Below are 23,475 nucleotides of genomic sequence, written 5' to 3' on the forward strand. Positions count from 1 at the left end.
TCGGCTGGAAACCGAGCCCCGACGTCGTCGTTTCGTACTGCGCGCGCCGTTAGCGGCCGCGGTTTCGTTCGTCGGACGGGCCGTCCGAACGGCGAATGTTCGTCTTATCCGCCAGGCGCATGTGGTGGTGTGCGCGCACGCGAGCCGCCCAGCCGCCCAGCACGATCGCCAGCAGCGATCCGAGGATCACCGACACCGCCGCGTGAGCCCCATGCGAGGAACCCTCGGGGAACGACAGCTGTGCGATGAGGAGCGAGACGGTGAAGCCCACGCCTGCGATCAAGCCCATGGCTGCAATATCGGGCATCTTCACACCACGGCCAAGATGGCCGTTGAAGAACTTCACCATCACCCAAGTCGAGAGCGTAATGCCGAGCATCTTGCCCAGCGGCAGGCCGAGATAAATGCCCACCGACACGTGATCGGCCAGCAGCTCGCCCAGGCCGCCCTTGTCCACCACGTTCACGCCGGCAGCGAAGAACGCGAACGCCGGCACGACGAAACCCGCGGAGAACGCGTGGTACTTCTGGGTGAAGAACTCCGTCATCGGCATGGTGATCTTGCGGTTCTTCACCTTCTGGATGGCCGGGACTGTGAGGCCGAGCGCCACCGCCGCGATCGTTGCGTGGATGCCGGAGAGGAACATGAAATACCAGGCGAGGATCGCCAGCGGCCACAGGATCCACCACTTTGTGATGCGCTTTTGCACAACGAAACCGTAGATCGCGATCGTTGCGAGCGAGGCGGCAAGCCACAGAAGGTTGATGTTCTCCGAGAAGAACACCGCGATCAGGATGATTGCGAGGAGATCGTCCACCACTGCCAGAGTCATGAGGAACGTGCGAAGCGCCTGCGGTAGGCCCTTGCCCACCAGCCCGAGCACGCCTAACGCGAACGCGATATCGGTTGCCACCGGGACCGCCCAGCCGTCGTAGATGGGCTGCGCAGAGAACAACTGGATCGACGTGTACACAAGGATCGGGCCGATCATGCCGAATGCTGCCGCGACCATCGGCACCATGGCGAGTTTACGATCGCGCAGCGAGCCGATCGCGAATTCTTGCTTCAGTTCCAGGCCCACCGTGAAGAAAAACACAGCGAGGAGCGCGTCTGCCGCCCAGTGCGCGAGGCCGAGGTGTAACCCGAGCGCTTCAGGGCCAACCTCCCAGTGCGCAAGATGTTCATACGTTTCGCGGAACGGCGAGTTGGCCCACACGATCGCGATGACGGCGGCCACCATCAGTACCATCCCGGCAAAAGTTTCGTTGTGCAACGCACGCGAGTAGCGAGCGAGGATGTTCGGGTTTTTCGACATATATTCGTATCTTTCTTTTTGTGACTGCCCTCCAGTTTAGCGAATGTCCGAAACGTGGCCATTACCTGTTTCACTTTGTGGCCAGAAAGTTTTAGCGACGCAGCCCAACGCCGGAGCGTGGGTTGGTGTGAGCGGAGGGGCTTGTGCGTAACTCTGTCAGTTCGCGCGGGCGTTGCTATATGAGCAGGTAGGTTCTTGGGGTCAATGCACTATCTGATTGGGGTGTGTTGGTATGGCCGGGAAGTGGCTTTGTGTGAAGCCTGTGGTGTTGGAGTGTATTCGGGGTGGGGAGAGCGCGTCGAGTCTTTCTCGCCGGTTGGGAATGTCACGGGAAACGATCCGCAGGTGGTGTCGTGAGGCGGGTCTAGTCCTCGCGACGGGCCCGCATGGGTCTCTTGCCTAGGTTCGTGAGCGTGATCGTCAACGTGCGGTCGAGTTGATTGGCCAGGGATGGACGAATACTGATATTGCGCATGAGCTTGGGTATTGCCGTGAATGGGTCCGTCAATGCAGGGTAGCGTTAGGCGACATGGAAAATGCGTTACGACGAGGCCGCCGTGGCGGGACTCGTCATCTTGCAAGTGTGGACCAGGTTGGTAGCGGCAACGTTGGGCGCGGGCGTCGTATCACGAGTAAAGAACGTGTCGCGATCGCGTTGCTGTTAGACCAAGGATACTCTGGCCGGCAGATCGCGATCCGCCTCAAACGCTCCCCGTCAACGATCACGCGTGAGATTAACCGTTCCCAACGCGTGGATGGGTCCTATGATGCGGGTGTGGCTTCACGCAAAGCATTCGAGCGTAGGGCACGTCCTAAACCATTGAAACTCCAGGCCAACACGCGTCTTCGGGAGGTTGTGGTGGGGTTGCTCAATCAACGGTATTCACCCCAGCAAGTCGCGGTACGGTTACGACACTTGTATCCAGATGATAGGGAGATGCACGTGAGTGTCGAAGCGATTTATCAAGCCTTATATGTTCAAGGGGTAGGTTCACTCGCGCAGGAACTGAAACGTGAAAAAGCGTTGCGTTCGGGACGGAAGAATCGTATTCCTCGGTCGCGTCTTGCAGGGCTTCCGGGGCGTGGGAGGAAAACATGGGTCGAAGGTGCCCAGATCTCGATGCGCCCTCCCCAGGCCAGTGATCGGGCTGTTCCTGGGCATTGGGAAGGCGATCTGGTTGTTGGTGGTGGTAAGGATGGGCATGGGACAGCGTTGATCACGCTCGTTGAGCGGCGTTCACGGTTTGTGTTGATGCACCGGCTCGGAGCGGGACGTGACTCGAAGACTGTGGTCGATGAGTTGGTCACGATGGTGAAGTCTTTACCCGGGAAGTTTGAAACGATCACGTGGGACCAGGGCTCGGAAATGGCTCAAACCCAGTCCTTCACGATCGCGACGGGAGTGAAAGTGTTTTTCGCTGACCCCCACTCTCCCTGGCAGCGGCCCTCGAACGAGCGACTCAACCGTGACATCCGCGAGTACTTCCCCAAAGGAACGAACTTCGCCACCATCACCGATGCCCAAGTCCAAGAAGCCCAAGACGAACTCAACAACCGCGCCCGCGTCGTCCTCAAAGGCGCCACCCCACATGAGACACTAGCCCAACAACTAAATGATGCATTGACCGCCTGAACCCGCCGCAACGCCTCGCGGATGTGATTGAGTTGTGCACGGGCTTGGCCTGTGTGTGGCTTGGCTTGTGCGCGGCTCGGCTCGTGCGCGGCTCGGCTTGAGCATTATTTGACGTGGTCCGACGTCGGGGGCTGGTTTCGCGTAGAATAGGTGGGCGCGCCCCCGTAGCCCAATGGCAGAGGCAGCAGACTTAAAATCTGCAAAGTGCGGGTTCGAGTCCGGCCGGGGGTACAAAGAAGGCCCAGGAAAATCCTGGGCCTTCTTGCATGTGTGGGCTGGTTCAAATATCGCGGGCCTTGAACAGTGCGAGGCCGGAACCAAGAGCCACCGCTACGTAGACACCGAGAGCCGCGAACGCCTTCGCCGCGTTATCGAGTAACGGGCCGCCCATCAGCGGCGGAACAGCCTCGTTGGCAAGTGCGAGCGTACCCACCGACTGCGGCATGAACTGAGGAATGTTCTTCATGATCCACTCCACCGGAACGAGCGCCACCATGCCACCAAAGATGAAGAACACCATGACGACGGCGATCGCTCCCGCAGTAGATCGCAGAATGTATCCCAAGCCCAGCGCGATCAACGCGAAGCACACGAGCACTCCGACGAAACGTCCAGCCGTGAACCAGGTGGTAGCCGTGAAATCTGCCTGCGAACCCAACCGTGCGGTGGCGACGCCGATCTGCGTGCCCGCCGTGACGACGGCATACACTGCTGCATAAACCGCCACAGCAGTAGCCTTCGCAAAATACGCGTGGCCGCGCCCGGCAACAGACAGCGCGGTAGTGCGCATCGTGTTGTGAGCATATTCGCTGGTGACGGCAAGAGTGCCGACGACGATCATTACGAGACCCGAAATGCTCCACAAGATCAACACGCCCTCGGGTTGAACCGCCGAGCCGCGGTCGTTCATTTGTGCGCTCGCCACCACGAGCGAAAGCCCGGCAACGATTAACAGCCCAACAAATGAGGTGATAAGGATCGAGCGGATCATTAGCTTCTTCAGCTCCGAACGCACCGTTCCAAGAAAGTTCACGCGGCGATTGGCAAAGCGCGAGGTGTACTGGGTTGCCATTGTGTTCATCGGGCCCCTCCCTGCGTCGTGGTGTACTCAACTTGATCGGCCGTGAGCTCCATAAACACATCCTCAAGCGACGAATGCAGCTCAGACAGCTCGTGGATCTCCACACCCGCCTGGTGCAGCAGGTGCCCAATCTCCCCGCGGCTCACGCCCTTGACCTGGAAGGAACCCATGGGGAATTTGTCCTCCGGGGCGACCTGATCGAAGACCATATTGGCACCGCGCAGCGCATCGCCGATCGCCAGCGCATCAGGACCGGCCACGCGGACCGACGAACGTGCCGCACTCTCCGTAAACTGCGTGATTGGGCCAGCGTCGATCAACGAGCCCTTACCGATAATCACCAGATCATCGGCAGTGAGCGCCATCTCACTCATCAAATGGCTCGACACCAACACCGTGCGCCCCTGCGCCGCAAGATCCCGCATCAAAGAACGCACCCAGCGAACGCCGTCGGGATCCAAGCCGTTCACCGGCTCATCGAACAGCAAAACCTCAGGATCTCCCAGCAATGCCAACGCGATTCCCAAACGCTGCCCCATGCCCAGCGAAAAACTCTTAAAACGCTTATTCGCAACCGCCGCGATGCCCGTGAACTCGAGCACCTCCTCAACGCGTTGCTTGGGGATGCCATGCGTGGCGGCCACGATTCGCAGGTGCCCGCGGGCGCTCCGCCCTGGATGGAACGCCTTGCCGTCCAACAAAGCTCCCACCTTCGTGATCGGCGCGGTGAGTTTGCTGTATTCGACACCGTCGATCGAGGTGTGCCCCGACGTCGGCGAATCCAAGCCCACAATGCATCGCATCGTGGTGGACTTACCTGAGCCATTCGGACCCAGGAAGCCGGTCACGCGACCAGGCTGGACCGTGAACGACAAATTATTCACAGCCACCTTCGAGCCATATTTTTTCGTTAGGTGGTCAACCGTTATCATCTCGCTCCTTTGTGTGAGAATTATGACCAGTCTACAGGCCGTGCGTGGGAAAACCTCTGCGCCCGCGGTTGTACTGTACATGTACGCGAACGGCGGAAAATAATGCGACTGCTGGGCTATTGCGCACGGTTACGGTTCCGTTAGGATGGGTACTAGTTCGCCGAGAGGGTGTACTTCCCGACGTTTTGAGATCCCAAGGAGGGATAATGTCCAATCCGATTATGCAGCGCAACCCCTACTTCCAGGGCGCTTCACAAAATGCTTCGCAGGCGCAGGCGGGCTACCAGCCCGGCGCCGGCTACGATCCGCGCGCAGGCTACGCGGGCCAGTACGGTTCGCCGCAGGCCGGCGCCGATTACGCCGCGGCCCAGGGTGCCTACCAGGCGCAGTTCCAGCCCCAGGTAGATGGCAATGCGTTCGAGCAGGCTCCGGCCGCGAACCGCATGACCTACCAGGATGCGATGAACAAGACGGCCGCGATGCTCGGCGCTACGGTGGCGGCCGGCGTTGCTACCGCGTTCATTGTGCCGCTCCAGTTCCAGATGCCGCTCGCGATCGTCGCGATGATCGCGGCCTTCGTGGTGGGCATGGTGATCGCGTTCAAGCGCATGGTGGGCCCGGGCCTCGCGCTCGGCTACTCCGTTCTTGAGGGCGTGGCACTCGGCGCGATCACGTTCGGCCTTGATCGCGTTCTTCCGGGCGTGGCGTTCCAGGCAATCCTCGGCACGCTCGCTGTTGTGGGCGTAACGCTTGGCCTGCACTACTCGGGCGCTGTGCGCACCACTCCGAAGGGTCGAAAGATCGTTCTCGCAGTGGCGCTCGCTGGTCTGATCTTCGCTGTGGTGAACATGCTGCTCATGGCGTTCGGCGTGACTACCGGTGCGTGGGGCCTGCGCTCTGTGACCGTGATGGGTCTGCCGCTCGGCATCATCCTTGGCGTGGTGATGATTGTTGTGGCTTCCTACATGCTGATCGGCGATTTCGAGGATGTGAACACCGCAATCGCCAACGGTGCTCCGAAGGAGTTCGCGTGGACCGTCGGCATCGCCATCGTGATGACGATCCTGTGGATCTACGTTGAGGTTCTGCGCCTCGCGGCGATGCTTGCCTCGGATCGCTAAAGCGATGGCATCCTGGTTCTCGCCAGCCTGCGGGCAATGAAAGCAGGCGGGGATGAACGAGGGCGGCGGAAGCTCGAAGCTTCCGCCGCCCTCGTGATATTTTCATGTTGCTGGTGTAACAAACGGGGTTTGTGGAGGATCTCCATCCTCCACAAACCCCGTAAATGTTCCCGCTATCACGCGAGTCGTGGCCCCGGCGTCGCGAATCAGCGCTGGTGCACGCGGACGATGTCCACAACGAAAACGAGGACGTCGTCGCCGTGGATACCCGCGCGCGGGTTGCCCATCGGGCCGTAACCCTTCTCCGGCGGCACCGACATCACCAGGCGCGTACCGACCTGCTTGCCGACCAACGCCTGATCCCAGCCCTGGATCACCATTCCCACACCAATCGGGAATGATGTGGTCGAGCCGCGATAGTACGACGAATCGAACACCGGGCCATTCCAAATCTGGCCGTGGTAGTTCACCTCGATCTCCGAGCCCTTCGTCACTACCGGGCCCGATCCCTCCTCGAGCACCTCAACCGCGAGGCCCTTCGGGGCGTCGCCCTCCGGCCAGGTGAACTCCGGCGCGTCACCGAACTTGCCCGACACCTCAGGAAGCTTCGACATTATGTGTCCTTTCGTTGCGTTAACATTTGGCACCAGTCTAGCCGACGCCGGGGCGTAAGCCGCGCCTAACCGCGTGAGCCGCGCACCGACGTCGGCGGGTAAACGTGTGGGGCGGAAGGAAAACCTTCCGCCCCACACGTCGCATACACCGCTCGGACTCAGCCGGCGTTGCTCGGCGCGAGCCGCGCACCGGCGTCGGCAGCTATCGCGCCAAGTCGACCCGGCTCAGATCCCGGCCAGCGGGCCCGAACCCGGAAGCGGGCACGGCAACCCCGACTCCGAATGGCAACGGTAGCCGTTTGGAACCTTGTGCAGGTACTGCTGGTGGTCCTCCTCGGCGAGGAAGAACGGGCCCGCAGCCTCCGCAGCCTTGTACTCCGTCACGATCTCGCCCTTGCCGGCCTCGCGCAGCACCTTCTCGTAGGCGTCGCGCATCGCAACCGCCGTATGGCCCTGCTCGTGGGTCGTGTAGAAAACGGCGCTACGGTACTGCGTGCCGATATCGCCCGCCTGCTTGTTGAGCGATGTCGGATCGTGCATCTCGTAGAACGTCTTAAGGATCTGGCCCACATCGGTTTTCGTCTTATCGAAAACCACGCGCACGGTTTCCGTGTGGCCGGTTTCGCCCGTGCACACCTCGCGGTATGTGGGGTTCGGGGTGTAGCCGCCCATGAAGCCCACCGCCGTCGACACCACGCCCGGCATTTGCCAGTAAATCTCTTCAACGCCCCAGTAGCAGCCGCCCGCCAGGTAAATCACTTCCTGGTTCTCGGCCGGCTCCGCCAGCAGATCCGTGCCGAGGATCGCGTGCGGCGCTGGATTCGGGTTGATCGCGTTCTCGCGCCCGGGGAGCGCATCCTCAGGCTTTACCATTTCTGGCCTACGGAAAAGAAACATTTAGCCCTCGAAAGCTTCGATCTTGATGATTTCCACGCTGAACTCCTTGCCGTTCGGCGCGATGTAGGAGGTGGTGTCGCCGGCCTTGAGGCCGAGGATCGCGGCGCCCAGCGGCGCCGACTCAGGGTAGACGTCGATCTCGACGTGCCCGGCGGCCTCACGAGAGCCGAGCAGGAAGTGCTTGTCCTTGCCGTTCACCTTCGCAGTGATCACGGTGCCCGGCGCGACAGTTTCTGCTGAAACCGGCTCGTCCGAAACCTCCGCATGCTCGAGCAGGTACGTGAGCTCCTGAATACGGCCCTCGAGCTTCGACTGCTCCTCGCGCGCCGCGTGGTAGCCGCCGTTCTCCGACAGATCGCCCTCCGCGCGCGCCGCCTCGATACGGGAGACGATTTCCGCGCGGCCTTCGGTCTTCATCGACTCGAGCTCCGCCGTGAGGCGATCGAAGCTCGCCTGCGACATCCAGGTAGTTTCTGCCTTTTCTGCCATCATGCACTCCTTCATGGCCGCGCGGGCCATTACACATAGAAGCATGCCCACGAGTGTGGGCATGCACTTGCCGTCCCCGCATTCTAGCACCGGTTGGGGTGCGGTTGGCATGGGAATCGGCTGGGGGCGTACGACGCCGGCGCCGGGGCACAGCTTGCGTGCAGAACTCAATCAGTTTGCGTGGGCGTTGCGTATATAGCAACGCCTGGCCCGATTGATGGAGTTGTGCACGGGTGCACCGGGGTTGGGGTGCGGCGGCTGGGGTTGTGGCGGTTGGGGGCGTACGACGCCGGCGCCGGGACGGGCGTTGCTGATTCTCTGCCTGCGCGCTAAAGTAGTTGAAAGCAGAAATTACTAAAAATTCAACTACTTGAAACGGAGGGTTCGATGACCGACCAGCGAAGGCTCATGGCCGTTCACGCGCACCCCGATGACGAAGCCTCAAAAGGTGCAGGAACGCTCGCAAAATACGCTCATCTCGGCCGCGTCCGCGTAGTAACCGCCACGGGCGGCGAGCGAGGAAGCATCCTCAACCCGGCCCTCGTCGGGAACACAGAAATTGCCGCCGACCTGCCCGGCTACCGACGTCGGGAAATGGCGGCGTCGGTGGCAGCCCTTGGGGTGGAACATGTGTGGCTCGGCTTCGAAGATTCCGGCCTGCCTGAGGGTGACCCTCTCCCGCCGCTGCCGGCGGGGTGCTTCGCGGCGATCGGGCTCGACGCGCCGACCCGCGCGCTGGTTGCGCAAATCCGTGAGTTCCGCCCGCAAGTGCTCATCACCTACGACGAGCGCGGTGGCTACCCGCACCCCGACCACATCCGCACACACGTGATCTCCATGGCCGCCGTCGCCGCCGCGTCCGACCCGAACTACGCTCCCGAAATTGGCGAACCGTGGCGTGTGTCCAAGGTGTACTACGACGCCGGTTTCTCGGTGCAACGTATGCGCACCCTCGATTCGGCGATGGTTGCTGCCGGGTTGCCGGCGGTCTTCACTGAGTGGGTGCATCACGCAGAGGGGCACCCGTCGGTGGCAGGAGAGGCGTCGATCGACGTTGCTGAATTCTTCCCTGCGCGCGACGCCGCCCTCGCGGCTCACGCCACCCAGATCGACCCGAATGGCATTTTCTTCGCGGTTCCGCGTGACCTCGAGGCGCGCGTGTGGCCGTGGGAGCAGTTCCACCTCGCGCTCAGCTCGGTGGGGTGGGCCGACGCCGAAACTGACCTTTTCGAGCGCATCGACGGCCTGGAGCCGATCGGGTAACTGGGGCTACTTAGAGTGTGTGAACGACGCGGGGATTGTGACGGTGGGCTCACGCCAAAAATAGCATGAGCCCACCGTCTTGTCTCCAGTTAGCACTGACCAGTGCTGGTGCGGGCCACCTAGCGCCCCTTAACCGCCTTCGCCACAGCCTTCTCAAAGTCCGCGATCGCGCCCTTGACCTTTTTCTTCGTGCCGTCGAGCGCGGCCTGCGTCGCCTTGCGTTCCTCCTTTGTCATCGTCGAACGCAAGCGCTTCTTTTCGGTGGTCAGATCCCACTCGGGGACCGGCCACTCCTGCTCGAAGCCGATCAGCGCCTGCGTGAGCAACTCGGTGACGGCGAGGCGCGCGTACCACTTGTGATCCGCGGGCACCACGTACCACGGCGCGACGTCGGTGGACGTGCGGTCGAGCACCGCCTGGTAGGCCTCGAGGTAGTCGGGCCACTTTTCGCGCGTGTCCACGTCCGACGGGTTGTATTTCCACCACTTGTCGCGGCGGGCGAGGCGCTCGGCAAGGCGCACGCTCTGCTCGGCGTGGCTCGGCATCAGCGCCACTTTGATGATGGTGAAATTCTCGTTTTCCACGAGGTTGCGTTCCCAGGCGTTGATCTCCTCGTAGCGCGGTTCCCACACATCCTGCGGTACGAGATTTTCGACGCGTACCACGAGCACGTCCTCATAGTGGGAGCGGTCGAAGAGGCCGATTTTTCCAGGTGTGGGCAGTGCGCGCTCGATGCGCCACAGGTAGTGGTGGGCGCGTTCTTCCTCGGTGGGCACCCCGAAGGATGCGAGCTGCACGCCTTGCGGATCCACCATCCCGAGCACGTGGCGCGCGATCCCGCCCTTTCCGGCGGTATCCAGGCCCTGGACAACAAGGAGGAGCTTGCGTGGGTCACCTTCTTTCGCGTTTGCGAAGAAGCGCTCCTGGAGCTCGGAGAGGAGTTCGCCTCGCGCGGCCATGAACTTCTCGGCTGCCGCCTTGCCGGCCGACCAGCCGGGGGTTGCGCTCGCGTCGAAATCGGCGAGGCTGAAGCCTTCGCCTGCTCGCAGTGTCTGTGTCGGTAGCGCCGACCACTTTGCTTTTGCCATTTTTTCTCCTCACGTGTGCGGACGTATCCGCGCCCTGGGCGGGTTGCGTTGTGGCCCGGAGGTTCCTGCGCGAGGGCGGCGACGGCGTCGTGCCGTTAAACCCACACTCAGGCGTGTCCTGGCTCACGTTTGGGGATAGTTTAGGCGGTTTGTGCGGATTGCTCTACCGGTTTCCACGCAGTGGTCTGCTGTCAGAGGGCTGAGGCGGGGTGAGTATGCCATTTTTGGCATACTCACCCCGCCTCGTCTCCGGTTTGTTGGTGCCAAGCCTCCGTTACGACAAAATCGCGAGCCAGGTGGCCACGCAGTGGCAGGCGTACCCGACTGCAGTGCCGGTGTGGAAGAACTCGTGGAACCCGAAGTGGCGCGGCCACGGATTCGGCCAGCGCGTGCCGTAAAACACCGCGCCGATGGTGTAGGCGATGCCGCCCGCGGCGATGAGCCACACGATCGCTGCCCCGCCCGCGGCATAAAAGTGCGGCACGAACCAGATCGCAACCCAGCCAAGCGCCACGTACGTGAGCGTGGTGAGCCAGCGTGGGGCCGACGGCCAGAACAGTGCCATCCCGATCCCGATCGCCGCGCCGCCCCACACGAGCCCGAGTACGAGCCCTGCCATCCCCGGGCTGAGCAGCGACACCGAGAGCGGCGTATAGGTCCCCGCGATCAGGATGAAAATATTCGAATGGTCGATTTTCTGCAGGATCCCTTTCACGCGCGGTGCCCACGGCCCGAGGTGGTACACAGCGGAGTTCCCAAACAGGATGAGCCCTGCGATCATGAACACGATCGCGGCGAGCAGCCGCCCAACGGTCGGCGCGAAGATCACGAGCAGGATTCCGTTGGCGAGGGCGAGCGGCGCCGTGAACGCGTGGATCCAGCCGCGTGCTTTCGGTTTCGGTGCGGACGCGAGGTACGCTTTGCGCTCCGCACGGCTCATGGCGGACAGCCGCTTCGTCGTCGGGGTGGTTGAGGTGCGTCCCGGCTCTCGGCCGGCGACGGCGGTGCCCGTGCCCGACGTCGGGGCTGGGGCTTCGTTGTGTGTTTGCGTGTTCGCGTTCATGGTTCTCCTTGTTCACCACAAGGCTAGAGGCGAGGCGCGCCTGACGCAATGTGCGGGTGACGTTCCCAACCGGCAAACGGCGTGCGCTCCGCAAACCGCCGACGTCGGACGGCGCCCGACGCCCGTGCCGCCGCCCGACGTCGGGCCCGCTGGCGGCGTGTGCGCGTCGCTTGCGAAGTTGCAAGCGTGCACGTTCCGCGGCCTGCGCCCGGTAGAATAGGCACGAAGAAAGGAGCCGCCTGATGTGGATACCCGAGTTTTTGTACTCGTTGTATGAGCGCATGCTCGAGGCTGAGATTGATTCCGCTGCCGTGCCGGCGCATGTGGGCATCATTCTGGATGGGAATCGGCGTTGGGCGAAGGCGCTGGGTACGTCGGCGGCGAACGGGCACCGCAAGGGCGCGGACCATGTCAGTGAGGTGCTCGGCTGGTGTGAGGCGGCCGGGATCAAGATTGTCACGTTGTGGATGCTGTCCACGGATAATCTGTCGCGTGCGGCGGCGGAGCTCAATGATCTGATCGGGATTATTGGTGACGCGGTGGATACGCTCGCCGATTCGGGGCGTTGGAATGTGCGCGTTTTGGGGGATTTGAGCTTGTTGCCCGAGCAGGCGGCGCAGCGTCTTGAGGCGGCGGCGGCGCGTTCGGTGAAGGCGCCTGAGGCGATGATGGTGAATGTTGCGATTGGCTATGGCGGTCGCCAGGAGGTGACGCAGGCGGTGCGCGAGTATCTGCTTGAGCGTGCGGCCGCCGGCGAGACGCTCGAGGACGTGGCGAATTCGCTGTCGATCAACGAGATTTCGGACCACATGTATACGGCGGGTCAGCCAGATCCGGATCTGATTATTCGTACGTCGGGCGAGCAGCGGATGAGTGGCTTCATGCTGTGGCAGACGGTTCACACGGAACTGTATTTTTGCGAGACGTACTGGCCTGATTTCCGCCGGGTCGATTTCTTGCGCGCGATCCGCGATTTTTCGACGCGGGATCGTCGCATGGGCAAGTAGCGCTTGCGGTTTCAGCGGTGTTTGCGCCGGGCCGATTCCCAACGGCGGTGCGCAAGGAGCGTACGAGACCGGCGCGGTTTCGGTGCGGGTTGGCGCCGATACTAGCGTGCGTAGAGTTCGGATTCGGCTTGCAGTTCGGCGCGGGTTGGCGGGTTTGCGCCGGCGCGCGTGATGGCGATGCCGGCTGCGGCAGCCGCGTAGGCACCGAGCGAACGAAGCACGGGCGCGGAGAGATCAGCGATGTGTGCGGTTTCTTCGCCGCCGAGTACGGAGAAACGGCCGAGGCCGTCGATGAGGGCTGCCGTCATGGCGTCGCCTGCTCCAACCGTATCCACAACCTCAACCATCGCCGCGGGTAGTGCGACTGATTCGTGGGAGGTTGCGAGGAGTACGCCTTCTGGGCCGCGCGTGATCACGGCGAGTTTGGCGCCTCGGTTGAGGAAGTATTTCGCGGCTTCTGCCGGCGAGATTTCGCCAAGGAGCGCCGCGATATCTTCATCCGATGCTTTCACGACGTCGATGTAGGGCATCATTTCGTCGATTTGGGCGAGCACGGTGTGCGCGCTTCCCATGACGTTGAGACGAATGTTCGGATCGTAGGTGACGGTTGATCGGCCAGCGTACAGCTTGAGCCATTCGAGCACGGCTTGGCGGCCGGGTTCGAGGTGGGCGCCGAGGGAGCCAACGTGGACGGCGCGGGGCGCGTGTTCTTGGATTTTTGCGCGGAGCGCGGGATCCTCGGGTGGCATCGGGAAATCTGAGACGAGTGAGAACTCGTAGGATGCGGCGCCGCGTTCATTGATGGTGGCGTGAGCTGTGGAGGTGGGGCGATTGTCCACAGATCCGTTGACGAGTTCGACTCCTGATTCTTCCAGGCGCGCACGCAGGAGCGTGCCGTCGGCGTCGTCGCCGATGCGGGTGAGGAGTTGTGTGCGCCGGCCGAGCAGTGCGAGCCCGACGGCGGTGGCGAACGGGGAGCCGCCGGGGTGGCGGGTGACTCCGGCGGGGGAGTGGATGACGTCGACGAGGGATTCGCCGATCACGAACGTGCTCATTGTGGTGTCTCCTCACCCTCGCGGGTGGAGGTGTGTGCGGCGGCGAGACGCTGGCGGGCGCCGTCGAGCCAGCGTTCGCAACGACGCGCGAGTGCTTCGCCGAGTTCCCACATGGTGAGTGCGTCTTCGAGTGGGAGGTTGCCCTGCTCGAGCCGGGAAACGATTTCGACGAGTTTTGCGCGGGCGTCTTCGAACGACAGCCCTGCTACCTTGGCGTCGAGTTCTTCAGGGGTGAGCGGAGCAGAGCTCGTTGCTGTGGTGGTGTCTGCCATGTTCTCTCCTATCCTGAATGCGTTATTTATGAGGGTGGGTGCTGGATGTGAGATCCAATGAGCCCTCCGCCAACGTTGCCGTGAGGCTCTCCCCAGGAGTGACATCCCGAGGGGAGCGGACAATATGGCCCTCATGTGTCCTTAACACAGCGTATCCGCGGTTGAGCGTGGAAAGTGGGGACAAAGTCCGTAGTTGGCGAGTTATCGCCGAAATATCGGCCCTCCGAGTTTCTACATACCCATTGATATATTGTGCAGCCCACTCCCGCAAGCCGGAAATATCTTCTTCCCTCGCATCGACCATGTGTTCCGGCGTTGCCATCACTGGGCGTGAGCGGAGGGTGGAAATCTCGTTGGTTGCGCCGTCGAGGAGACGGTCGATCGCGAGGCGGCCACGACGTAGGCCGACGGCGAGATCTTGGCGCAGTTCGCCGACGTCGGGGACGACGTTTTTTGCGGCGTCGGTTGGGGTGGAGGCGCGGAAGTCTGCCACGAGATCAAGGATTGGTGAATCGGTTTCGTGCCCGATCGCGGAAACGATGGGCGTGTGTGCGGCTGCGACGGCGCGGGCGAGAGTTTCGTCTGAGAAGGGGAGGAGATCTTCGACCGAGCCTCCGCCACGCGTAATGATGATGACGGAAACCGTTGGGTCCGCATCGAGTTCTTCGAGAGCGGGGATGATCTCGGCCACGGCGTTTGTTCCTTGGACGGCGACCTCGCGGATCTCGAACTGGGCGTCTGGCCAACGGTTGTAGGTGTTTTCGAGTACGTCGTGTTTGGCTTTTGCGTTGCGGCCGCAGATCAGGCCGATCTTCGCGGGGAGGAACGGGAGGGGCTTTTTCCGGCGCGCGTCGAAAAGGCCTTCGGCTGCGAGCTTGGCCTTGAGAGCTTCGATGCGTGCAAGGAGATCGCCAAGGCCGACCTGGCGGATCTCTTGCGCGAAGAGTGAAAGGGAACCGTTGACTTTATAGAAATCGGGTTTCGCCTGAACTACCACGTGTTGGCCCACCTCGACTGTGGGGGCGAGAGCATGGGAGAAGATCTTGACGGTGATGGAGGCTTTCTCGTAGAGGTCCGTGAGAGTGAGGAACTGGACCTTCGATCCGGGCCGGCGCACGAACTCTGTGATTTCGCCTTCCACCCACATCATCGACATGGCGGAGACGTATTCTTCGATCTTCTTGTTGAGGAGCGCGAGTGGCCACGGCCGCTCTGGCGTGGTGGCGGCCGCTGTTTGAGGCAGATCTGCAGGTACGGGATACTTCACGGTTTCTATCCTAGAGGGCTGACATTGGTGGCGGGTGAGTAGAAAGGCATGCTCAGGGTGACGAGACGGCGGTGCGAGAGGGGAGGGGGTGCAGTGGATCACGGGCTGGTTGCCGAGTATATGGGGATGATGTGTGCGCACTCTCTCGCGTGACGCCAGATTTTCCCTTAGGGTGGAGGCGTGACTGAGAATACTGTTTCGCTTGCTGGTTCCTCCGCTTTCCCTGCCGATATTCCTTCTGAGGCATCGGCAGACGGAAAGCGTATCTTGATCGCAACCCCGCGCGGGTATTGTGCGGGTGTTGATCGCGCGGTGGACACCGTGGAGAAAGCCCTCGAGCTGTACGGCGCTCCGGTGTATGTGCGCAAGGAGATTGTGCACAACAAATTCGTGGTGGAGACGCTCACCAAGCGCGGTGCGATCTTCGTTTCCGAGACTGACGAGGTGCCCGAGGGTGCCCGCGTGGTGTTCTCGGCTCATGGTGTTTCTCCCGCGGTTCACGAAGAAGCACAGCGCCGGAACCTGCTGACGATCGATGCGACCTGCCCGCTCGTAACGAAAGTGCACAAGCAGGCGGTGCGGTTCGCGAATGATGATTACGACATCCTCCTGATCGGTCACGATGGGCACGAGGAAGTGGAAGGGACGCAGGGTGAGGCTCCCTCGCATATCCAGGTGGTGAACGGGCCCGAGGATGTGGATGGGATTGAGGTTCGCGATCCGGATCGTGTGGTGTGGATTTCGCAGACTACGCTCTCGGTGGACGAGACGATGGCGACGGTTGAGCGCCTGCGCGCAAAGTTCCCGAATCTGATTGATCCGCCCTCGGATGACATTTGCTACGCCACCCAGAACCGCCAGGGTGCGGTAAAGAAGATGGCTCCCGAATCCGACGTGGTGATCGTGGTGGGTTCTGCGAATTCCTCGAATTCGGTTCGCCTGGTTGAGGTGGCGCTGGAGGCTGGTGCTGGTAGTGCACAGCGCGTAGACAAGGCAGATGAACTTCGTCAGGAGTGGTTCGAGGGTGCGACGACGATCGGCGTGACGTCGGGTGCTTCCGTTCCGGAGATCCTGGTTCGCGAGGTTGTTGACTGGCTCAAGGCTCGCGGTTTTACGGCTGTGGAGCCGGTCTCGACAGTGACTGAGGACGTGCATTTCTCCCTCCCGAAGAATCTCCGTGGTGATCTGAAGGCCACCGGTGTGGAAGTGGATCGACCGCACAAGGTACGCGACCGTAAGGCAGGCGTTTCCAACGCCCGCTCGACTCATCGAATCGGCGAGGCGAACGAGAGCTGAGGCTGTGGGGTGTCACACCCCACACCATTTCCAGCGGCAAGATTTTCTTTTTGTGTTGCCTCAGAGGTTGAGCGATCGCAGATCAGGGTGAGTGCGCTTGAGGTTTCATAACTCAGGGGCTGTGGCTTCGCGGATCTGAGCCGCCTCGCTACTGATTTGCGGTGGTGCTTGTAACGCTTTGGCCTTTTCGCCCAGGGAATCGAACTTCCGGTAGGACACCAGGACGCGACTCTCAAGCGAGGCCATCGCCGAGTTGTATGCCTTCACTGATCCTTGGAGTGATTTGCCGAGCTTGGCAAGGTGATCCACGAACACGCTCAGGCGATCGACGAGTTCACGCCCGACGGCCACAATTTCGGCTGCTTCCGCTGAGGCAGATTCGCTGCGCCATACCGCTGCCACAGAACGCAATAGAGCCAGGAGCGATGCGGGGGAGGTAGGGATGACTCCTTGGCCGAGCGCGTATTCGAGCAATCCTGGATCCGAATCGAGTGCCTGTGAGAGCAGCGCCTCGGACGGCAAGAACATCACGGTGAGCTGCGGTGAATTTGCAAAATCGCCCGGATAATTGCGCTTGACCAGCGTGTTCACATGGCTTCGCACAGCCTTCGCGTGATCAGTGAGGTGCCCGGCACGCTCCTTCGCGCGCTCGAGATCCGACGGTGAGATCTCCATCGCCTCCAGGTATGCGCCCATCGGCACCTTCGAATCGATGGGGATCTGGCCACCGCCAGGCAGATGAATCAGCATATCTGGGCGGCCCTTACTCGGCGCTCCGGACACGGCGTTTCCCGCGCCTGAAGCCGATCCGGAATCGACAAATCCTGCCGAGGCCTTTTGCTCGTCGAAATCCATATGAGCGAGCATCCCCGCAGCTTCCACCACGCGCCGCAACTGCACCTCGCCCCAGGCGCCACGTGCCGAGGAGTTGCGCATCGCTGATGCGAGTGACTGTGTAGTGGATGCCAGCTGGACCGTTGTTTTCGCATCGTTCGCCAGTTGCTGGCCAATGCGTGCAAACTGCTCCGCATTCTTCGCATCGAGCGAGCGCACATACCGATCCACCTGCCCCAATTGATGCGCAATCGGAGACAGGGCGGCCAACAAGGCAGATTCCTCCTGCGATTTCTCCGCCAGACGCTCAAAATCATCTTCGAGCCGTGCCTGCTGCCCCTGCGCCACCAATAATTGTTCGCGCGATGCCTGGGCGGCGGCGCGGGCGGAATCCGCCTCCGCCCGCGCCGCATCCACCCCCGCGCGGCCCCGACTTGCGGCAAAAGCCCAGCCCACAGCCGCGCCGCACGCCAACGCCAGCGCGATGATCACCATCAAAAATCCCACTGAAATGTTCATACCCCCAACACTATCGAGGGGGTATGACAAAAAACGGCGATCACTTTCGCGCGCCGCGCCCCGGCGTCGTGAAAGAAACCGGGTAGCGGTGATTGAGCAGGAGGAAGCGCCACTTCAGGGCGTAAGGGGGAGGCTCCGCGCCGCAGGCGTGGAGGGGAACTCCCAGGAGCCCAGAAGTGGCGCTTCCGTATGCGTACGCCATCCACACCCAGGCGTCGGACACATCTGGGGCGTGGGCTGGGAACTGTGCCACCACGCCACTACAATGGAGCCGTGGCTTTAACTATCGGAATTGCAGGACTCCCCAACGTGGGAAAGTCCACCTTGTTCAATGCGCTTACGCGCGCAAACGTGCTCGCCGCGAACTACCCGTTCGCAACGATCGAGCCCAACGTCGGCGTGGTGCCGCTTCCTGATCCGCGCCTGAATAAGCTCGCGGAGATCTTCGGCTCGCAGAAGGTTCTGCCGGCAACGGTCTCCTTCGTGGATATCGCGGGCATCGTGCGCGGTGCGTCGGAAGGCGAAGGTCTCGGCAACCAGTTCCTCGCGAACATCCGCGAGGCGGATGCGATTTGCCAGGTCACGCGCGCGTTTGCTGACCCGGATGTCACTCACGTGGACGGCAAGGTGGACCCGGCGTCGGATATCGAAACCATCACCACCGAGCTGGTGCTGGCCGATATCCAGACCCTTGAAAAGCAGCTCCCGCGCCTGCAGAAGGAGCTCACGGGCAAGAAGATTCCGAAGGAATACGTCACTACCGCGCAGGAGGCGCTCGCGATCCTCGAGGAGGGCAAAACCCTCTTCGCGGCCGGAAAGCACCTCGATCAGGACATCCTGAAGACTTTCCAGTTGATGACGTCCAAACCTTTCATCTACGTCTTCAACACCGACGACGACGGCCTGGCCGACACCGACATGCAGGCCAAGCTGCGCGAACTTGTTGCGCCCGCGCAGGCGATCTTCCTCGACGCCAAGTTTGAATCCGAGCTCATCGAGCTGGATGAAGACGAAGCTCGTGAAATGCTCGAATCCACTGGTCAGACGGAATCGGGCCTCGATCAGCTGGCGCGTGTGGGCTTCGATACCCTCGGCTTGCAGACGTATCTGACGGCCGGCCCGAAGGAAGCCCGTGCGTGGACCATCCACAAGGGCGATACGGCGCCGCAGGCAGCTGGCGTGATCCACACCGATTTTGAGCGCGGCTTCATCAAGGCCCAGATCGTTTCCTTCGATGATCTCGTCCAGTACGGCTCGATGGCCGAAGCAAAGGCCCACGGCCACCTGCGCATAGAGGGCAAGGACTACGTGATGCAAGACGGCGACGTCGTCGAGTTCATGTTTAACGTCTAAAACACAACTTTTCAGTAGGGTCGCCCCACCGGGGCGGCCCTACTTTTTGGCCTTTAAGCCCCGATAGCTTGGAGCCGTGTTTCGACGAAGTCAGCTGATGTCTGTGGCAGATCTATCGCCGATGTCGAGGCTCGTGGCAGGAGCATCGCAGGGGTATTGCAGTTGTCACTGCTCTCGGGGATGATGGGGGATATGCATCATTTTTCGTTCGCGTGGGTGGGAATTAAATCGTGGAGTGCCCGAGCATGGCTTGTTGCGGCCGCGGGCGCGCTCGGAACGGCTTTGTTGATCGGTTTCGCTACGGTTCTGATTCCAAATTCTGTGTTCGGCCGCGATATTGCGCCGGTTGCGTGGAACTATCCGGTCTGGATCGCGACGGCGGTGCTCACCGGACTCTTGCTCGGCACATACGTTGGCACGCCAGCTGGCGACGTCGGTGCGCAGCCGTCGACAGACCGCGGCTCGCTCGGCCTGCTCGGTACCGCGTTGGGTTGGTTTGCGGTGGGTTGCCCGGTGTGTAACAAAATTGCATTGCTAGCGCTGGGCTATTCCGGTGCGATCAGCTATTTCGCGCCGCTCCAGCCGCTTCTCGCTGTAGCTGCCCTGGGGTTGCTTGTGTATGCGCTGATTCGCAGGCTTTCCGGGCAGGTTGCGTGTACGGTGGCAATTCCGAGCGTACGGGAATAATTTGCGCACGATTCTCATTAAGGCTTGTGAGTTGCGGGCCACGCGCTCGCGCTCGCTGCGGCTTCGGACGTGAGCGTCACCGGCGTTCCTGCAGGGCTTGTCGACGCCGAACTCCCCAGCGACTTTGATTTGGTGGTCGCCATGTACCCGGCTTTGCGCCGCACCGACGACGGGGCTGCACAGGCGCGCCTGCTCGACGTCGTCGCGCCCGGCGGGCACCTGGTTTTCGTCCACCACGCCGACGTCGCGCCAGGACACGGCTGGAACCCGGAGGACTACGTCGGTCCCGACGCCGTTCTCGCCCTCGCGCTCGAGCGCGGCGGTTGGGACGTCGTCACCAACGAGCGCCGCCCCCGGAATGTGAGCGGCGGCGCCGGTGCGCATCACCGTGACGATCGGATCATCCACCTGCGCCGCGCATAGTGGGAATATTCCCGCGCTTCTTGCACGCGATCCGTACCCGCCGCGGGTGAAAGCGCTGAAAGGCCGGCCAGGATTGCGGGTACGCGTTGGTGATGATCGGATCATCTATGCGGTGGAAGATCGTCGCCTCGTTGTTGCGGTGGTAAAGATCGGCAACCGGCGGGACGTGTACCGCTAGGTGGGACGGGGCTTCCTGGCGAGAGCTTTAAATGCTATCGTTGATGATAGCAATGAGGGGAGGCGTGATGGCGTCAATTCTTGTGCGTGGCCTTGATGATGCGGTGAAATCTGGCATTGCACATCGTGCGAAAGAAAACGGTCGATCAATGGAGGCCGAGGTCCGCGAAATTCTGACACAAGCTGTTCGGCGGCCGAACATCGGCGTGGCCATCCTCGATGCGTTTAGCGGTGGACCCGAAGGGGATGAGTTCGTGGTCCCTGCGCGTAATGATCAAGCGCGGGTGGCGATCTTCGAGTGATTGTTCTCGACACAAACGTTATTTCGGAGCTTATGCGAGGAAACCCGAACGAATCGGTTGTCTCGTGGGTGCGTTCCGTGCGTGATGACTTCGCGATCACATCGATTACGTTGGCAGAAATCAATGCGGGTTTGGCGTTGATGCCTCAGGGGAAGCGCCAGCGCTATCTTGCAACAACTTTCGCCACCGTCGTCGAGCCTTACCTTGGCACGCGTGCAATTCTTCCTTTCGGTGAAGCCGAAGCAGCTATCTATGCGCAAGTTGTCAAGGCTCGCTCGCGCGCGGGGAGGCCGATCTCGACGGCCGACGCGCAGATAGCTGCGATTTGCCTAGCAAATGACGACGTGTGTGCAACCCGGAATGTGAAAGATTTCCAGGGGACCGGGGTGAAACTCGTTAACCCTTGGGAGATGTAACCGACGACGTCGGTGTGTTAGGGAAATCGCGAGCGAGGGTAGGTGTTTCTGGCTACCCATTGCTAGCATGATTTTCGCTCATGGAATTCGGGTTCGTTGCGGGACTGAGTTGCTGCCGTAATGCGTTAATTTCTGCTCGAAGTGCCGTAATCTCATCCTCGAGAGTTGCTTCACGAGCGTCGGAATTAGTTTCAATCGTTTCTACGATCCATGACGCTATCGAGGCGGTGACAACGCCGATCAATGCGACGCCGGCAACCATCATGCAGACCGCAATTGCGCGACCAGTCCACGAAATTGGGTAAAGGTCACCGTAGCCGACTGTTGTGATTGTGCAAACCGCCCACCACAGAGCATCGGGAAAATCATGGATAAGAGTATTTGGCTCTCCCCGTTCGGCGTCGAGAACCGCGAGAGATCCCACGAGCACGAGAAGGAAAACGCTTGCACTTGAGTAGAGCGCAAGTTTCCCTCGAAAAGTGGCGCTGGCACTCTTACCTAGGATCTTGACCAGATTGATCAATTGAAGCAATCGTAACGGCCGCAAGAGAGGTAACGCCACAATAGCCAGGTCGACAAGATGGTGTATGAACCAGTGGAGCTTTCGTTTTGAAAGCGCCAGTCGGATCACGTAATCGACCGCAAAGATTGCCCAAATTGCAGGTAGGTTCTTGGGGTCAATGCACTATCTGATTGGGGTGTGTTGGTATGGCCGGGAAGTGGCTTTGTGTGAAGCCTGTGGTGTTGGAGTGTATTCGGGGTGGGGAGAGCGCGTCGAGTCTTTCTCGCCGGTTGGGAATGTCACGGGAAACGATCCGCAGGTGGTGTCGTGAGGCGGGTCTAGTCCTCGCGACGGGCCCGCATGGGTCTCTTGCCTAGGTTCGTGAGCGTGATCGTCAACGTGCGGTCGAGTTGATTGGCCAGGGATGGACGAATACGGATATTGCGCATGAGCTTGGGTATTGCCGTGAATGGGTCCGTCAATGCAGGGTAGCGTTAGGCGACATGGAAAATGCGTTACGACGAGGCCGCCGTGGCGGGACTCGTCATCTTGCAAGTGTGGACCAGGTTGGCAGCGGCAACGTTGGGCGCGGGCGTCGTATCACGAGTAAAGAACGTGTCGCGATCGCGTTGCTGTTAGACCAAGGATACTCTGGCCGGCAGATCGCGATCCGCCTCAAACGCTCCCCGTCAACGATCACGCGTGAGATTAACCGTTCCCAACGCGTGGATGGGTCCTATGATGCGGGTGTGGCTTCACGCAAAGCATTCGAGCGTAGGGCACGTCCTAAACCATTGAAACTCCAGGCCAACACGCGTCTTCGGGAGGTTGTGGTGGGGTTGCTCAATCAACGGTATTCACCCCAGCAAGTCGCGGTACGGTTACGACACTTGTATCCAGATGATAGGGAGATGCACGTGAGTGTCGAAGCGATTTATCAAGCCTTATATGTTCAAGGGGTAGGTTCACTCGCGCAGGAACTGAAACGTGAAAAAGCGTTGCGTTCGGGACGGAAGAATCGTATTCCTCGGTCGCGTCTTGCAGGGCTTCCGGGGCGTGGGAGGAAAACATGGGTCGAAGGTGCCCAGATCTCGATGCGCCCTCCCCAGGCCAGTGATCGGGCTGTTCCTGGGCATTGGGAAGGCGATCTGGTTGTTGGTGGTGGTAAGGATGGGCATGGGACAGCGTTGATCACGCTCGTTGAGCGGCGTTCACGGTTTGTGTTGATGCACCGGCTCGGAGCGGGACGTGACTCGAAGACTGTGGTCGATGAGTTGGTCACGATGGTGAAGTCTTTACCCGGGAAGTTTGAAACGATCACGTGGGACCAGGGCTCGGAAATGGCTCAAACCCCGTCCTTCACGATCGCGACGGGAGTGAAAGTGTTTTTCGCTGACCCCCACTCTCCCTGGCAGCGGCCCTCGAACGAGCGACTCAACCGTGACATCCGCGAGTACTTCCCCAAAGGAACGAACTTCGCCACCATCACCGATGCCCAAGTCCAAGAAGCCCAAGACGAACTCAACAACCGCGCCCGCGTCGTCCTCAAAGGCGCCACCCCACATGAGACACTAGCCCAACAACTAAATGATGCATTGACCGCCTGAACCCCCCGCATTCATGCCGAACGATGCCCACGAGTGGCCGGCACCTTTCAGATCACCAATGACATCCCACCCGTACAATGTGAGGAAAATAAGGGCGAAAGCGGTGAGTGCCCATTGTGAGTGGCGTTCCCATCGGTTGGATGGCACGATATGCGTGTCGAGGCTACTTTGTGCTTGTGAAGAGCCTTGCGATTCGTTGTTCGTCATGTGAGTAATTGTAGATCTGTGCAGATTACAAAATAAGCTCAAGAAATCTCGATCA

At 61.0% G+C, this 23,475-nt stretch carries 28 protein-coding genes and 1 tRNA gene; 15 read left to right on the forward strand and 14 right to left on the reverse strand.

Translation table 11 applies throughout. From position 1 onward, the window contains the following. Window positions 1-49: 49 nt before the first annotated feature. Complete coding sequence (gene nhaA / locus P8A24_RS01665; RefSeq protein WP_278059089.1) at window positions 50-1,315, reverse strand: Na+/H+ antiporter NhaA; 1,266 nt, start codon at window positions 1,313-1,315, stop codon at window positions 50-52. 232 nt (window positions 1,316-1,547) lie between these two features. Here nhaA and P8A24_RS08905 point away from each other — a divergent pair, with 232 nt between their 5' ends. The 3 genes from P8A24_RS08905 to P8A24_RS01675 all read left to right on the forward strand — a co-directional run bounded on the left by P8A24_RS08905 (window position 1,548) and on the right by P8A24_RS01675 (window position 3,179). Continuing rightward, window positions 1,548-1,718 carry a helix-turn-helix domain-containing protein gene (locus P8A24_RS08905; RefSeq protein WP_370870582.1) on the forward strand — a complete coding sequence of 57 codons (171 nt, stop codon included), beginning with the start codon at window positions 1,548-1,550 and terminating at the stop codon, window positions 1,716-1,718. 126 nt (window positions 1,719-1,844) lie between these two features. Then, window positions 1,845-2,948, forward strand: coding sequence for an IS30 family transposase (locus P8A24_RS01670; RefSeq protein ID WP_278058658.1), 1,104 nt, complete (start codon window positions 1,845-1,847; stop codon window positions 2,946-2,948). 158 nt (window positions 2,949-3,106) lie between these two features. Continuing rightward, window positions 3,107-3,179 (forward strand) — tRNA-Leu (locus P8A24_RS01675). A gap of 49 nt (window positions 3,180-3,228) precedes the next feature. Here the strand turns inward: P8A24_RS01675 and P8A24_RS01680 are convergent. Next, window positions 3,229-4,029 (reverse strand): ABC transporter permease, encoded by an 801-nt coding sequence (locus tag P8A24_RS01680; RefSeq protein WP_278059091.1) that lies wholly within the window; start codon window positions 4,027-4,029, stop codon window positions 3,229-3,231. Then, window positions 4,026-4,961 (reverse strand): ABC transporter ATP-binding protein, encoded by a 936-nt coding sequence (locus P8A24_RS01685; protein ID WP_278059093.1) that lies wholly within the window; start codon window positions 4,959-4,961, stop codon window positions 4,026-4,028. Before P8A24_RS01685 ends, P8A24_RS01680 begins: the two co-directional genes overlap by 4 nt. 206 nt (window positions 4,962-5,167) lie before the next feature. Here P8A24_RS01685 and P8A24_RS01690 point away from each other — a divergent pair, with 206 nt between their 5' ends. Further along, window positions 5,168-6,082, forward strand: a complete 915-nt coding sequence (locus P8A24_RS01690) for a Bax inhibitor-1/YccA family protein (protein WP_278059096.1) — start codon at window positions 5,168-5,170, stop codon at window positions 6,080-6,082. 206 nt (window positions 6,083-6,288) lie between these two features. Here the strand turns inward: P8A24_RS01690 and P8A24_RS01695 are convergent, their stop codons facing one another. The 3 genes from P8A24_RS01695 to P8A24_RS01705 form a co-directional block, all read right to left on the reverse strand. After that, on the reverse strand, window positions 6,289-6,696 hold the full coding sequence (locus tag P8A24_RS01695) for an FKBP-type peptidyl-prolyl cis-trans isomerase (RefSeq protein WP_278059098.1): 408 nt from the start codon (window positions 6,694-6,696) through the stop codon (window positions 6,289-6,291). Between the two features lie 225 nt (window positions 6,697-6,921). Further along, window positions 6,922-7,569: a peptide-methionine (S)-S-oxide reductase MsrA gene (msrA, locus tag P8A24_RS01700; RefSeq protein ID WP_278059100.1), complete on the reverse strand. Its 648-nt coding sequence runs from the start codon at window positions 7,567-7,569 to the stop codon at window positions 6,922-6,924. Between the two features lie 24 nt (window positions 7,570-7,593). Beyond that, window positions 7,594-8,082, reverse strand: a complete 489-nt coding sequence (locus P8A24_RS01705; protein WP_278060153.1) for a GreA/GreB family elongation factor — start codon at window positions 8,080-8,082, stop codon at window positions 7,594-7,596. Window positions 8,083-8,469: 387 nt separating this feature from the next. On the opposite strand from P8A24_RS01705, the gene mca reads away from it, so the two are divergent. Continuing rightward, window positions 8,470-9,345, forward strand: coding sequence for a mycothiol conjugate amidase Mca (gene mca / locus P8A24_RS01710; RefSeq protein WP_278059102.1), 876 nt, complete (start codon window positions 8,470-8,472; stop codon window positions 9,343-9,345). A gap of 119 nt (window positions 9,346-9,464) precedes the next feature. Here the strand turns inward: mca and P8A24_RS01715 are convergent, their stop codons facing one another. Further along, window positions 9,465-10,433, reverse strand: coding sequence for a PPK2 family polyphosphate kinase (locus P8A24_RS01715; protein ID WP_278059104.1), 969 nt, complete (start codon window positions 10,431-10,433; stop codon window positions 9,465-9,467). A gap of 274 nt (window positions 10,434-10,707) precedes the next feature. Next, a complete protein-coding gene (gene trhA, locus P8A24_RS01720) occupies window positions 10,708-11,496 on the reverse strand; it encodes a PAQR family membrane homeostasis protein TrhA (protein ID WP_278059106.1) in 789 nt (262 codons plus the stop codon). Window positions 11,497-11,738: 242 nt separating this feature from the next. On the opposite strand from trhA, the gene P8A24_RS01725 reads away from it, so the two are divergent. Continuing rightward, window positions 11,739-12,503, forward strand: a complete 765-nt coding sequence (locus P8A24_RS01725) for an isoprenyl transferase (RefSeq protein ID WP_278059109.1) — start codon at window positions 11,739-11,741, stop codon at window positions 12,501-12,503. Window positions 12,504-12,604: 101 nt separating this feature from the next. On the opposite strand, the gene P8A24_RS01730 is transcribed toward P8A24_RS01725, so the two are convergent. The 3 genes from P8A24_RS01730 to xseA are packed head-to-tail and all read right to left on the reverse strand — an operon-like array spanning window position 12,605 to window position 15,097. Further along, window positions 12,605-13,558 carry a carbohydrate kinase family protein gene (locus P8A24_RS01730; RefSeq protein ID WP_278059111.1) on the reverse strand — a complete coding sequence of 318 codons (954 nt, stop codon included), beginning with the start codon at window positions 13,556-13,558 and terminating at the stop codon, window positions 12,605-12,607. Beyond that, window positions 13,555-13,830, reverse strand: coding sequence for an exodeoxyribonuclease VII small subunit (locus tag P8A24_RS01735; protein WP_278059113.1), 276 nt, complete (start codon window positions 13,828-13,830; stop codon window positions 13,555-13,557). Before P8A24_RS01735 ends, P8A24_RS01730 begins: the two co-directional genes overlap by 4 nt. Window positions 13,831-13,852: 22 nt before the next feature. Continuing rightward, the gene (xseA, locus tag P8A24_RS01740; RefSeq protein WP_278059115.1) at window positions 13,853-15,097 is read right to left on the reverse strand and encodes an exodeoxyribonuclease VII large subunit; all 1,245 of its coding nucleotides are present in this window, start codon (window positions 15,095-15,097) and stop codon (window positions 13,853-13,855) included. A gap of 231 nt (window positions 15,098-15,328) precedes the next feature. Between xseA and P8A24_RS01745 the strand changes: the two genes are divergently transcribed. Next, complete coding sequence (locus P8A24_RS01745) at window positions 15,329-16,393, forward strand: 4-hydroxy-3-methylbut-2-enyl diphosphate reductase (RefSeq protein ID WP_278060154.1); 1,065 nt, start codon at window positions 15,329-15,331, stop codon at window positions 16,391-16,393. Window positions 16,394-16,498: 105 nt separating this feature from the next. On the opposite strand, the gene P8A24_RS01750 is transcribed toward P8A24_RS01745, so the two are convergent. Further along, window positions 16,499-17,746, reverse strand: coding sequence for a DNA recombination protein RmuC (locus P8A24_RS01750; RefSeq protein WP_278059117.1), 1,248 nt, complete (start codon window positions 17,744-17,746; stop codon window positions 16,499-16,501). A 273-nt stretch (window positions 17,747-18,019) separates the two neighbouring features. Between P8A24_RS01750 and ychF the strand changes: the two genes are divergently transcribed. The 6 genes from ychF to P8A24_RS01775 all read left to right on the forward strand — a co-directional run bounded on the left by ychF (window position 18,020) and on the right by P8A24_RS01775 (window position 21,104). Continuing rightward, window positions 18,020-19,099 carry a redox-regulated ATPase YchF gene (gene ychF, locus P8A24_RS01755; RefSeq protein WP_278059119.1) on the forward strand — a complete coding sequence of 360 codons (1,080 nt, stop codon included), beginning with the start codon at window positions 18,020-18,022 and terminating at the stop codon, window positions 19,097-19,099. A 192-nt stretch (window positions 19,100-19,291) separates the two neighbouring features. Next, complete coding sequence (locus P8A24_RS01760; RefSeq protein WP_278059121.1) at window positions 19,292-19,786, forward strand: hypothetical protein; 495 nt, start codon at window positions 19,292-19,294, stop codon at window positions 19,784-19,786. 69 nt (window positions 19,787-19,855) lie between these two features. Beyond that, window positions 19,856-20,209, forward strand: a complete 354-nt coding sequence (locus P8A24_RS01765) for a hypothetical protein (protein ID WP_278059123.1) — start codon at window positions 19,856-19,858, stop codon at window positions 20,207-20,209. Further along, window positions 20,175-20,387 (forward strand): type II toxin-antitoxin system RelE family toxin, encoded by a 213-nt coding sequence (locus P8A24_RS08880; protein ID WP_341276054.1) that lies wholly within the window; start codon window positions 20,175-20,177, stop codon window positions 20,385-20,387. The genes P8A24_RS01765 and P8A24_RS08880 overlap by 35 nt, the downstream gene beginning before the upstream one ends. A 67-nt stretch (window positions 20,388-20,454) precedes the next feature. Continuing rightward, window positions 20,455-20,688 (forward strand): FitA-like ribbon-helix-helix domain-containing protein, encoded by a 234-nt coding sequence (locus P8A24_RS01770; protein WP_278059125.1) that lies wholly within the window; start codon window positions 20,455-20,457, stop codon window positions 20,686-20,688. Next, the gene (locus P8A24_RS01775) at window positions 20,685-21,104 is read left to right on the forward strand and encodes a type II toxin-antitoxin system VapC family toxin (protein WP_278059127.1); all 420 of its coding nucleotides are present in this window, start codon (window positions 20,685-20,687) and stop codon (window positions 21,102-21,104) included. The genes P8A24_RS01770 and P8A24_RS01775 overlap by 4 nt, the downstream gene beginning before the upstream one ends. Window positions 21,105-21,156: 52 nt before the next feature. Here the strand turns inward: P8A24_RS01775 and P8A24_RS01780 are convergent, their stop codons facing one another. Continuing rightward, window positions 21,157-21,735 (reverse strand): potassium channel family protein, encoded by a 579-nt coding sequence (locus P8A24_RS01780; RefSeq protein WP_341276055.1) that lies wholly within the window; start codon window positions 21,733-21,735, stop codon window positions 21,157-21,159. A gap of 77 nt (window positions 21,736-21,812) precedes the next feature. Between P8A24_RS01780 and P8A24_RS08910 the strand changes: the two genes are divergently transcribed. Next, window positions 21,813-21,983: a helix-turn-helix domain-containing protein gene (locus P8A24_RS08910; RefSeq protein ID WP_370870582.1), complete on the forward strand. Its 171-nt coding sequence runs from the start codon at window positions 21,813-21,815 to the stop codon at window positions 21,981-21,983. Between the two features lie 126 nt (window positions 21,984-22,109). After that, window positions 22,110-23,213, forward strand: a complete 1,104-nt coding sequence (locus P8A24_RS01785; RefSeq protein WP_278057815.1) for an IS30 family transposase — start codon at window positions 22,110-22,112, stop codon at window positions 23,211-23,213. Here the strand turns inward: P8A24_RS01785 and P8A24_RS01790 are convergent. Beyond that, a complete protein-coding gene (locus P8A24_RS01790; protein WP_278059129.1) occupies window positions 23,190-23,420 on the reverse strand; it encodes a hypothetical protein in 231 nt (76 codons plus the stop codon). The two genes, P8A24_RS01785 and P8A24_RS01790, sit on opposite strands and share 24 nt — an antisense overlap. Window positions 23,421-23,475 lie beyond the last annotated feature (55 nt).

This window comes from Arcanobacterium wilhelmae, assembly GCF_029632765.1.
In the GTDB taxonomy this organism is placed as follows: domain Bacteria; phylum Actinomycetota; class Actinomycetes; order Actinomycetales; family Actinomycetaceae; genus Arcanobacterium; species Arcanobacterium wilhelmae.